Annotated in this window: 12 protein-coding genes; 4 read left to right on the top strand and 8 right to left on the bottom strand. The window is 66.2% G+C overall.

What is annotated here, in order from left to right; translation table 11 throughout:
* Positions 1–135: 135 nt before the first annotated feature.
* The 3 genes from C6A82_RS10735 to C6A82_RS10725 form a co-directional block, all read right to left on the bottom strand.
* Positions 136–951 carry a class I SAM-dependent methyltransferase gene (locus C6A82_RS10735; protein WP_105346013.1) on the bottom strand — a complete coding sequence of 272 codons (816 nt, stop codon included), beginning with the start codon at positions 949–951 and terminating at the stop codon, positions 136–138.
* A gap of 57 nt (positions 952–1,008) precedes the next feature.
* Entirely contained in the window at positions 1,009–1,278 is a 270-nt protein-coding gene (rpsO, locus tag C6A82_RS10730) for a 30S ribosomal protein S15 (RefSeq protein WP_105346015.1), read from the bottom strand.
* 129 nt (positions 1,279–1,407) lie between these two features.
* Positions 1,408–2,382 (bottom strand): bifunctional riboflavin kinase/FAD synthetase, encoded by a 975-nt coding sequence (locus C6A82_RS10725; protein ID WP_105346017.1) that lies wholly within the window; start codon positions 2,380–2,382, stop codon positions 1,408–1,410.
* An 81-nt stretch (positions 2,383–2,463) separates the two neighbouring features.
* Here C6A82_RS10725 and mntR point away from each other — a divergent pair, with 81 nt between their 5' ends.
* On the top strand, positions 2,464–3,168 hold the full coding sequence (gene mntR, locus C6A82_RS10720; protein ID WP_105346019.1) for a manganese-binding transcriptional regulator MntR: 705 nt from the start codon (positions 2,464–2,466) through the stop codon (positions 3,166–3,168).
* A 240-nt stretch (positions 3,169–3,408) separates the two neighbouring features.
* Positions 3,409–4,899, top strand: a complete 1,491-nt coding sequence (locus tag C6A82_RS10715) for a PE-PPE domain-containing protein (protein ID WP_105346021.1) — start codon at positions 3,409–3,411, stop codon at positions 4,897–4,899.
* Here the strand turns inward: C6A82_RS10715 and truB are convergent.
* The 3 genes from truB to C6A82_RS10700 are packed head-to-tail and all read right to left on the bottom strand — an operon-like array spanning position 4,896 to position 7,383.
* Positions 4,896–5,777 carry a tRNA pseudouridine(55) synthase TruB gene (truB, locus tag C6A82_RS10710; RefSeq protein ID WP_105346023.1) on the bottom strand — a complete coding sequence of 294 codons (882 nt, stop codon included), beginning with the start codon at positions 5,775–5,777 and terminating at the stop codon, positions 4,896–4,898. The genes C6A82_RS10715 and truB overlap by 4 nt on opposite strands.
* Positions 5,774–6,442, bottom strand: coding sequence for a 4'-phosphopantetheinyl transferase (locus C6A82_RS10705; protein ID WP_199193807.1), 669 nt, complete (start codon positions 6,440–6,442; stop codon positions 5,774–5,776). Before C6A82_RS10705 ends, truB begins: the two co-directional genes overlap by 4 nt.
* Positions 6,439–7,383, bottom strand: coding sequence for a metallophosphoesterase (locus tag C6A82_RS10700; RefSeq protein ID WP_311101782.1), 945 nt, complete (start codon positions 7,381–7,383; stop codon positions 6,439–6,441). The genes C6A82_RS10705 and C6A82_RS10700 overlap by 4 nt, the downstream gene beginning before the upstream one ends.
* A gap of 131 nt (positions 7,384–7,514) precedes the next feature.
* Here C6A82_RS10700 and C6A82_RS10695 point away from each other — a divergent pair, with 131 nt between their 5' ends.
* The gene (locus C6A82_RS10695; protein ID WP_105341302.1) at positions 7,515–8,117 is read left to right on the top strand and encodes a DUF3558 domain-containing protein; all 603 of its coding nucleotides are present in this window, start codon (positions 7,515–7,517) and stop codon (positions 8,115–8,117) included.
* On the opposite strand, the gene C6A82_RS10690 is transcribed toward C6A82_RS10695, so the two are convergent.
* Entirely contained in the window at positions 8,107–9,174 is a 1,068-nt protein-coding gene (locus C6A82_RS10690; protein ID WP_311101781.1) for a hypothetical protein, read from the bottom strand. The genes C6A82_RS10695 and C6A82_RS10690 overlap by 11 nt on opposite strands.
* A gap of 8 nt (positions 9,175–9,182) precedes the next feature.
* Positions 9,183–10,331 carry a sulfotransferase gene (locus tag C6A82_RS10685; RefSeq protein WP_105341874.1) on the bottom strand — a complete coding sequence of 383 codons (1,149 nt, stop codon included), beginning with the start codon at positions 10,329–10,331 and terminating at the stop codon, positions 9,183–9,185.
* Positions 10,332–10,374: 43 nt separating this feature from the next.
* Here C6A82_RS10685 and C6A82_RS10680 point away from each other — a divergent pair, with 43 nt between their 5' ends.
* Positions 10,375–10,992: a TetR/AcrR family transcriptional regulator gene (locus C6A82_RS10680; protein WP_105341872.1), complete on the top strand. Its 618-nt coding sequence runs from the start codon at positions 10,375–10,377 to the stop codon at positions 10,990–10,992.
* Position 10,993 lies beyond the last annotated feature (1 nt).

Here is a 10,993-nt window from a genome sequence, read left to right as displayed (position 1 = left end):
CAGGCGGGTCCGCCAGGGACGCGCGGGAGCGGTGCACGCGGAATTGCGGAAACCGCACCCATTTGTTCGAGCCGATTCGGCAGGCGAACGGACCCATCCTACATTGCCGCAGGTACAGCTCCGAAACACCCACGATCAGGGGCGACGACCCCATCCGGCGACAATCGTCGGCACGGTGTACACCGCATTCGAAGCGCTGATGGCCTCTGCGAGCCGCTGCTCGAGCGTATCGAGACCCAACTCGTCCTCGGTTGCCGCGCCCGAGGCGACAATGGCGTCCTTCATCGCACGCACCACACCGACGACGTAACCTGCCGCCTGCGGGTTCCCCGGCGCCCAGTAGGACTGCAGCCCGAGTGACCCGACCTCGTCATAGCCCGCCTCGTTGAAGATCGCGAGCAGGCGCATGCCCACGAACGGGTCCACATCGGCGTGTTCGAAGCCCGCTCTCAGCCACTCGCGGACGCGTGAGTACAACTCGACCGCGGGCAGAGCACGCGCGCCGCCCATGTCGTAGTCCACGGCGACGAAGACACCCCCCGGACGCAGGTTCTGCATCTGGTGGGCGAGCACGGCTGCGGCGTCGGGCAAATGCATCAGCAGCAGGCGGCAGACTGCGGCATCGAAGGACTCCGCGCCGACGAAGGTGCGGGCATCGCCCTGGCGGAAGTCGACGTTGCTCAGGCCGAGGTGGTCCCGTCGCCGTGTCGCCACCGCGATCTGCGCCTGGTCCTGCTCGACGCCGACCACGGAACCCGACGGACCGACGATCTCGGCGACCTGAAAGGCCACGTCGCCAGGGCCGCTCCCAAGGTCGAGGACTCTCATGCCGGGCTGAATTCCGCCGCGCACAAGAAGCGACGCTGTCGGTTCGGCTATGATTGCCGCCTGCGCCTGCAATCGCTCGATTTCGGCGTCTTCGCTACCCAGGACGTACTTTGACGTTGCCATGTGCCGACCGTAGCGCGATTCCAGCAAACACAGCTGCGTTCGACGAAACTGGCTGCGTCAGCGACGCAGGCCGAGGCGGTCGATCAAGGTGCGGTAGCGCGCCACATCGACCTGGGCGACGTACTTGAGCAACCGGCGGCGCCTGCCGACCAGCAGCAGCAGACCGCGCCGCGAGTGGTGGTCGTGCTTGTGCACCTTGAGGTGCTCGGTCAGGTCGGCGATGCGTTTGGTGAGCAGCGCGACCTGCGCCTCCGGCGAACCGGTGTCGGTGTCGTGAAGGCCGTACGAGCCCAGGATGTCTTTTTTCTGTTCGGCAGTGAGCGCCACGAAACAATCTCTCCATCAATCGGTCCGCGAGGAAGGGCGTTGGTGCCCCGAAAGACGTAGCCGCCGCGAACTGCAGCACACGCTTGGTCGGCGTGAAGTCTAGCAGCGGATCTGGGCCGAAGCCGAATCCTACTGCGCAGCGAGGATGGTGCGGGCCCGTTCTGTGTCGCCGCCCATGGCCGTGATCAGGTCCTCCACCGAGTCGAAGCGCTCCTGGCCGCGTATCCGGGCGATGAAGTCCACCGCCACGTGTTGCCCGTAGAGGTCCGCGTCGGTGTCCAGGACGAATGCCTCCACGGTGCGGGTGCGTCCGGAGAAGGTCGGGTTGGTGCCCACCGAGACCGCGGCCTGATAGCGCTCACCCGGGACGACGGTTCCCATCACGGACCCGTGGCCGAGCACCGTGAACCAGGCGGCGTAGACGCCGTCGGCGGGGATGGCGGAGTACATCGGCGGAGCCACGTTGGCGGTCGGATAGCCCAGGACTTTGCCGCGACCTTCGCCGCGGACCACCACACCCTCGACGCGGTGCGGCCGGCCGAGCGCCTCGGCGGCGGCGACGACGTCGCCCGCGTCGACGCAAGCTCTGATGTATGTCGACGAGAAGGTGACGGTCTCGTCGCGGTGATGCTCGGAGACAAGCGACATGCCCTCCACCGCGAAACCGAACCGCTCGCCCGCCTTGCGCAGCAGGTTGACGTTGCCCGCCGCCTTCTTGCCGAAGGTGAAGTTCTCGCCGACCACCACCTCGACGGCGTGCAGGTTCTCGACCAGCAGTTCGTGGATGTAGCGCTCGGGCGTCAACTTCATGAAGTCGGAGGTGAACGGCATGACCAGGAACACGTCGATGCCCAGCTCCTCGACCAGCTCAGCGCGTCGGGTCAGGGTGGTCAGCTGAGCGGGGTGACTGCCGGGGAACACGACCTCCATGGGATGCGGATCGAACGTCATCAGCACCGTCGGCACGCCACGGGACCTGCCCGCCTTGACCGCATGGTTGATCAGCTCGGCATGTCCGCGGTGTACCCCGTCGAAGACGCCGATGGTGATGACGCATCGCCCCCAGTCCGTGGGGATCTCATCCTGCCCCCGCCAGCGCTGCACAGTGGCAAGCCTACGGCGCGCAACGCGCTGCGACTGCGTCACATCCCCAGATCAAGTGACCATTGCCTAAACTTTGTCGTTGTGAGCCCGAACGGTAACCCGCGCGACCTGACCGCAGTCGCCCAGGATTACCTGAAGGTCATCTGGACCGCGCAGGAGTGGTCACACGAGAAGGTCAGCACCAAGATGCTCGCCGAGCGCATCGGGGTCTCTGCGAGCACCGCGTCGGAGTCGATCCGCAAGCTCGCCGACCAAGGCCTGGTCGACCACGAGAAGTACGGTGCGGTGACCCTGACGCAGGCGGGTCGTATGGCCGCGCTGGAGATGGTGCGCAGGCACCGGCTGATGGAGACTTTCCTGGTGCGGATGCTCGGCTACAGCTGGGACGAGGTGCATGACGAGGCCGAGGTGCTCGAGCACGCGGTTTCAGACCGCATGCTGGACCGCATCGACGCCAAGCTCGGCTACCCGAAGCGCGATCCGCACGGTGACCCGATCCCCGCCGCCGACGGCCACGTGCCGACACCCGACGCGCGGCAGCTGTCGGTGTGCTCCGACGGCGAGTCCGGCACCGTGGCCCGTATCTCCGACGCCGATCCGGAGATGCTGCGCTATTTCGACAGTGTCGGGATCACCTTGGACTCACGGCTGATGGTGCTCGCCCGTCGCGACTTCGCAGGCATGATCTCGGTCGCTATCAAAGGCGCCGACGCCAAGGAGGACGACCCGGGTACGACGGTGGACCTCGGCAGCCCCGCCGCCGAAGCGATCTGGGTCGTCGCCTAGCGCCGCTTCTGGCGACACGTGTGTCGACACGGCAATGGTGGCGTAGAAGTGCGAGTAACCCTCACCGTCAGTGCCATCTCAACGCGTCGGGACTCATAAGTAGTCGGGAGCGAAGATCGGCGGGATTGCAGTGGTGAGCTACTGCGCTCGTTTACCCCGCATGTGAGGAGGCTTCTCCTCGGCGGGACTCGACCACCAGACGCGGTGGGCCATCGTTTCCCCAGGATCCGCGGAGGACAAATGGCGAACATCGCGAAGCACATCGGTCGCATAGGTGCACTGGCGGTTGCGCTGGGGGTAGGAATCGCGGCTGCGCCGGTGTCGACGGCCTCGGTGTCGGACACACCGCCGCCGCCTGACACGACCGCCTTGATCCTGTGCGGGACGACCTGCCCGACACCCAACCAGTTCTGGATGGACTCCATCGTGAACAAGTTCGTCGCGCCGACCCATCCAGACCAGATCATCGCGCCGGTCAAAGTGACGGCGCCCATGGAGTTCTGGCCCATAACAGGGGTCTTCCGCGTCCTCGGGCTCGCGCTCGGGCCCGCGAGCATTTGGGGGCCGGGTGGACCAGGCTGGCCGGACGAGCCGCTGTGGAAACTCTCGGGGCTCTTCGACCTCACCGCGGATAAGTCGCTGGAGGGCGGGGTGGCCGGTCTGGAGGATGCGCTTGCCGCGACGCTTGCCGCGAACCCCGATGGCCCCGTGGTGATCTACGGCAACTCTCAGGGCGCGGGCATCGCGAACGTGGTGAAGAAAAGACTCGCCGAGCAATACCCGGGACCCGATGCCCCCGATATCGACTTCGTGCTGGGCGGTGACCCGAACCTGCCCAACGGCGGTCTTGCCGCCCGCTTCCCGGGCCTGCACATCCCGATCCTCAACTTGACCATGAACGGACCCGCGGCTACCGACACCCAGTTCGACACTGTGGAGATCAACGAGCAGTACGACGGCTTCTCCGATTTTCCGTTGTATCCACTCAATTTCGTCGCTGATTTGAACGCCGTTCTGGGCATCGTCTACGTGCACATGTACGGCCTCGACCTGAGCCTGCCCGCCGAAAACCCGACGGAATCGCCGGCATATCAGTACAAGCACGGCGACACCAGCTACTACTTCTTCGAGAATCCGGACCTGCCGTTGTTCGGTCCGCTGCGCACGCTGGGGGTGCCCGAGCCGGTGATCGATGTGTTCGAGCCGTTCTTCCGGGTGATCGTGGAACAGGGCTACGACCGCAGCATCCCGGCGTGGCAGCCCACCCCGGCACGGCTGATCCCCGAGTTCGATCCGGCCAAGTTGACCAGCGATCTCGTCGACGCGGTCGGCGAGGGGATCGACAACGCCGGTGCACTCGTCAAGCCAGCGGCATCGCTCACAATTACTGCACCATCAACGAATACAACCGTCGATGAGGATGTTCAAGTCGCCGAGTTGCAGACCAACGAATCTATCGGTGCAGTGCAGTCGGTCGACAACTTTGATACGACTGAGAAGTCGCAAGGCGACCGCAGCAACAACTCGACGCCCTTCACCACCGGCCCTACGCGACAAACACCTCTGCGCGATGCGGCCAAGAACCTGAGCAGCGGCATCAAGAAGGTCGTCAACGACGTATCGAACAACATCAAGAAATCGCTGAACACCCGCAAACGTGAACGCCTCGAGAGCCAGCATGAGGCCGACCGAGGCCAATCTGCTGACTCGACGACCTCCGCCTCGTCCTAGAGCGTTGCCGGACGCACGACCACCACCGATTTCGCCCGGTCGCCCTCGTCGCGAAGCAGCGAAATGACCTTGTCGCCGGGCGCCACCGCGGCATACACGCCGTCGATCCCCGCCGGGTCCAGCGGCCGGCCGTGCCGGGCGGCCTCGGCTTCCTGCGCGGTCAGGTCACGGCGCGGGAACGTCAGCAGACATGCCTCGTCGAGGCTGTAGGACAGCGCAGGCTTTTCGGCGAGCTCGTCAAGCGTGTGCGCCTCGCCGAGCCCGAAGCGGCCGACACGGGTACGTCGCAGCGCGGTGAGATGTCCACCCACACCGAGGGTTTCGCCGAGGTCGCGGGCCAGCGCCCGGATGTAGGTGCCTGCCGAGCAGTCCACCTCGACGTCGACGTCGACGACGTCGGCTGATCGTCGGACATCGCACACCTCGAAGCGGTCGATGCGCACCGGCCGCGCGGCCAGCTCGACGGTCCGGCCCTCGCGCGCGAGCTGGTATGCCCGCTTGCCGCCGACCTTGATCGCGCTGACCGCCGACGGGATCTGTGTGACCTGCCCTCGCAACGCGGCGACTGCGGAAACGATGGCGGCATCGGTGATCGCCGATGCCGAAACCGCTTGCAGCATTTCGCCTTCGGCGTCCTCCGTCGTTGTCGTCTGACCCAGTCGGATCGTCGCGGCATACGACTTGTCGCTCGTGGTCAGCAGACCGAGGATCTTGGTCCCCCGCTCGATTCCGACCACCAGCACACCGGTCGCCATCGGGTCCAGCGTTCCCGCATGTCCGACCTTGCGCGTCGCGAAGATCCGCCTGCACTTGCCGACCACGTCATGACTCGTCAGTCCCGTCGGCTTGTCGACGATGACAAGGGCCGCTTCGCTCACAGCACGATCGCCGTCAGCGCCAGCCCATCGCGCACCGACCAGCGGCCCCGCAGCGTGGTCAGCGGCGGCCCCGACCGGGCCGCCGGGTCGATGAGAATGGCCGATTCGAAGCTTCCGGTCGTCGCCCCGTCGTCGACGTCGAAGACGATGTGCGCGTCCTCGAAACCCAGCCAGCGCTGAGTGACCGGATACCACGCCTTGTACGTCGCCTCTTTCGCGCAGAACAGGATTCGGTCCCAGCGCAGTCCGCCGGGCAGAGCGGAGATCTCGGCCCGCTCGGCGGGCAGGCTGATCGCGTCGAGAACGCCGCGCGGCAACACATCGTGGGGTTCGGCATCGATGCCGACCGACCGCACCGCCTCATGTCTGCCGACTGCGGCGCCGCGGTACCCGTCACAGTGTGTGAGGCTGCCCACCACTCCGTCGGGCCAGCACGGTTCGCCCTTGTCCCCCTTCAGGATCGGCACCGGCGGCACACCGAGTTCCCCCAGCGCCAGGCGCGCGCAGTAGCGGACGGTGATGAACTCGTTGCGGCGTTTGGCGACCGACTTGGCGATCAGCGGCTCCTCTTCGGGAAGCGGCGCCAGATCCGGCGGATCGTCATACATCTCGGCGGCGGCCACTGTGCCCGGCAGCACGTCGGAGAGCAGGGTCGCGACGATCATCGAGACCGCGTCGCCTGCCGATTGGCGATGCGCTCCTGCACCTTTCGTGCGCTCGTGCGCATCTCCTCGGTGATCTCGAAATGCCCACCGAACTCGTTGAGGTAGCCGGGCGGATACTGCGGGTCGGGCAGCACCTGGCGAAGCCAGCGGTAGGGCTTGCGGCGCCGCCACTCGCGCGGATAGCCGACGGACACCTCCTCGAATCGCACGCCGTCATACCATGTCGTGCGCGGGATGTGCAGGTGTCCGTACACCGAGCAGATCGCGTTGTACCGAGTGTGCCAGTCGGCCGTCGCCGTGGTGCCGCACCACAGGGAGAACTCGGGGTAGAAGAGCGCGTCGCAGGGTTCGCGCACCAGCGGAAAGTGATTCACCAGAACGGTTGGCGTCACCCAGTCGAGGTCCTCCAGCCGCTTGCGGGTTACCTCCACCCGCTCGCGACACCACGCATCCTTCGTCGCGTACGGCTCGTTGCTGAGCACGAACTCGTCGGTGGCCACCACGTTGCGCTCCCTGGCGATGGCCAGCCCTTCGGCCTTCGTCGCCGCGCCCTCGGGCAGGAACGTGTAGTCGTAGAGCAGGAACATCGGCACGATGGTGGCCGGGCCGCCTGCGTCGGTCCAGACCGGGAAGGGATGCTCGGGGCTGACCACGCCGAGTTCGTCGCACATGTTGACCAGGTAGTCGTAGCGGGCGCGGCCGAACACCTGCATCGGGTCTCGGGTGGTGGTCCACAATTCGTGGTTGCCGGGCACCCAGATGACCTTGGCGAAGCGCTTGCGCAGCAGGTCCAACGCCCACCGGATCTCATCGGTGCGCTCGGCGACGTCGCCCGCCACGATCAGCCAGTCGTCCGGCGACGCCGGGTGCAGCGACTCGGTGACCGGCTTGTTGCCGGTGTGACCCGTATGCAGGTCGCTGATCGCCCAGAGTGTCGCCACAACCGACCAGCGTACTTGCGCGTCCCGGCCGCGACCGGCGTGCAACTAGAACGTGTTCTCGTTATCCGTTCCCGCGCCGCGGAGTGACTTGTATAGTCCCCGCAGGGGTCGGCGATCAGCGAGGGAATTTCATGACCACCAGGATCCGGTTGTTGGCGGCGTTCAGCGCGCTGGTAACGGCGGTGATTCTGGTAGGGCAGAGCGGACCGCCGACAGTGTCGGCACCCGACCAGGTGCAACTGCGCTCCACCTTCGCGCCGCTGCCGATCGCGACGACGACCATCAAATGGCCGGTGATCGACCTCACCGATCCCGACCCGTTCGACCCGTGCCGCGACATCCCGTTCGACGTTATCCAGCGCATCGGTCTCGCCTTCACCCCGCCGGAGCCGGAAGACAGCCTGCGTTGCCATTACGACGTGGGCAACTACCAGATGGCGGTTGAGGCGTTCGTGTGGCGCACCTACGAGGAAAGCCTGCCCGCCGACGCCATCGAACTCGACATCGACGGCCACCGCGCGGCGCAGTACTGGGTGATGAAGCCGACCGACTGGAGCAACCGGTGGTGGATCACCTGCGCGATCGCGTTCAAGACCGAATACGGGCTGATTCAGCAGTCGCTGTTCTACGCGCCGACCTACACTCCCGACGACGTCGACTGTCTGCAGACGAACCTGCAGCGCGCCCACGAACTGGCGCCGTACTACAAGTACGACAAAGCCACTACCGAGTGATCTTGTCCATCGGGCTCGAACGCTCGAGCATGCCGTAGGCCTCTTCGCCCTTCCACCGGTAGCGCACGCCCGCCTGCTGAAGCGCCGGGAACGTCCAGTTGGCCATCTTCGCCAGCAGCTCTTCAGCCACATCAGCCGGATCGGTGATGTCGTGGGTCGAGAGCACCGTATCGCCCTCGATCCGCTCGACACCGTCGGCGGTCTGAAGAACCAGCGATACGTCCTCGCCGGCCGGAAGCAGCCGAGTCAGCCACGGCGCCTCGACCACGCGCGCCGGTATGAGTTCGCCGCCCGCATCCGGGTCGAAGAGGTATCCCTCGTTGAACGTCGGTTGGCCGTCCGGACGCGGCGGGTAGGCGATGTAGCCGAACGCCCGGCCGCCCGGGAACAGCGCCGACTGCCAGCAGTGGCCCCAGAATCCCTCGAGCCTGCGCACACCCTGGCGCCTGATCCGCAGCCCGCTTCCTGTGAAGGTGTGCTCTTCGCCCGCGACGAGCACCGAACCCGTCGTCCGGAACAACTGCTCGTAGCGGTCGCCGCCCATCAGGTCGCCCTCGACGGAGGTCTGCAACGCCGACGCGGCGTCGGCCTGCAATGCACCCTGCACCCACGGCGGCACGGCCATGCTCGCCTCGACCTCGAAGCGCAGATCGACCAACGGACCGTTCTTGCGCCCGGCGGCGAGATCAGCAGACGTCGTCGCAGCGGCCTTACCGTGGAACGTCATCGTCCAGACCCCGAACGGCTCGACACACCTGAACCCCAGCGGGCCGCCGCCGAGCACGGCCGGATTACCCGCGCCGTCTTCGACCGGCCAGCTTCTGCCCTCGTCGCGTAACCGGTATGTGCGGCCGTCGGGGAACGCGACGTTGACCTGAATGCTGTGTTCGTCCCAGTTCGACGCCACCGCCTCCACGCCGACCCGGGGCAGACCGACCCGGCCGCTGTCGTCGAAGACCCACAAGCTCACCGAATCACGCATCTCTGGGTCGGCGGGCGGTTCGGCGAACATGTATTCGCGCGCGGGGTCGATACCGCCTGTCAAATCGATTGACATGTGTGCGTTCACCTTTCGTGGGTGATCCAGCGTCGGGAGTGCTCGACGTACTCAGCGAACAGCGGCCGGATCTCTTCGAGGTCGAGTCCGAAGGCTTCGGGATCGGCGTGCGTATGCGGTTCGCGGTTCTCGGCGTTGCGCGCCCACCAGGTGCGCATGCCGGCTTCGAACTCGTCGCTGACCGGTTCCCCGAGCCAGGCGTACAGCCTGCGCACCTCGCCGATCGGATCGGCCAGCATGGCGCGAAAGTCGATGTCGAAGAACCGGTGGTCGTTGCCGCCGGGCCGACCAGGACCGCGGAACCTCACCGCACGGTCGATGCCAACCGACCAGTGGGAAACGTTGAGCTCACCCAAGTAACGCCGGTCAAGGTGGTCGGTGAAACCGCCTGCGATATCGGCGTATACGTCCGCAACCGACAGCAGCACATCGGTAGGGTCACGGTGCGTCATCACGAATCGGGCGTCGGGGAACACGCGGTCCAGGTGCTCCATTGCGAGTATGTGCGCTGGCGACTTCAACCGCCACGGCCGATTCGGCTCACCCCACGCAAGAAGCTTGAGCACGCGCAGCTCGTAGGAGTAGGTCGAGGTGTAATCGGCCTTGTCGAGAAGCCATTCGGAGTATGAGGGCACTTGGGCGAAGGCCTGAAAGATCTGCGACTTGAAGTCGAGCGCCATCAGGTCCAGACACTCCATCGGGCCGTGGATATCGGTGGGCACGTGATTCCTGCTGCCCACCAACGCCGTCCGGTGCTCCGGTGGTATCCGCGGATCGTCGCCCACCACCGTGGACGGCGGGGGGCACGGCTGCGCGGACTCCCAGCTGCGGAGGTATCGGATGTGCGGATCCTGCGCGAGCAGAAACGACAACGCCGTGGACCCGGTGCGGGGCAGCCCTAGCCCGAACAGCGGCGCCTCGACGGGCACGTCGTCGATCTCGGGATGGCGGCGGTACCAGTCCTCGATCTGCAACCGCTGCCGGAGGTGCACGCCGATGCGCCCATACACGAAGGCTTCGCCGCGGTCGTTGAGCCTGGCCTCGTCGCGCAGCGCCTTGACGAGGATTTCCAAGCCTTCGCGGTAAGAGTCGTCACCGAAGTCCTCGTACCCGGTCCGCACGACGGCCGAAGCCATCAACTCGCCCGCTGATGCCACAGCGCACCTCCGCCGACATTCGTGACAGTACACTGTCATCATTGTGGGTGACCCGTCAAGAGGCAGCCAGCGCCGCTACGACAACAGGGCGCGGGCCGAGAAGGCCGCGCAGACCCGCGAGCGCATCGTCACCGCGGGCAGCGAGTTGGTGCACGGGTTCGACAGCTGGAATTGGCGCGACCTGACGTTTCGGTCCGTCGCCGAACGTGCCGGCGTCGGCGAACGCACGGTGTATCGCCACTTCCCCACCGAACGCCACCTGCACGACGCCGTGATGCAGCGGCTGGAGTCGGAAGCGGGCATCTCCTACTCCGATGTCGACCTCGACAACCTCGGTGAGGTCACCGCCCGCGTCTTCGCGTCGCTGCAGAGATTCGCGGTTCGCGAATCGGTCGACACGCCCCGTGATCCGACCTTCCTCGGCGTCGACGCCCGCAGACGGGAGGCGCTGCTGCGCGCCGTCGCCGCGTCGGCCCCACACTGGACCGACAGCGAACAACGCGTCACCGCAGGCCTTTTGGATGTGCTGTGGAACCTGCCCAGCTACGAGCGGTTGGTCGGGGTGTGGGGCGTCGACGGGTCGACCGCCACCGGCGCCGTGAACTGGTTGATGGCCAAGGTCATCGAGGCTGTCGCCGAGGGCGACCCGCCGCCTGCGTAGG

It is taken from the genome of Mycobacterium sp. ITM-2016-00318 (assembly GCF_002968285.2).
In the GTDB taxonomy this organism is placed as follows: domain Bacteria; phylum Actinomycetota; class Actinomycetes; order Mycobacteriales; family Mycobacteriaceae; genus Mycobacterium.
The sequence above is the reverse complement of the archived record's forward strand: the minus strand, read 5'-3'. Positions and strand labels throughout refer to the sequence as shown.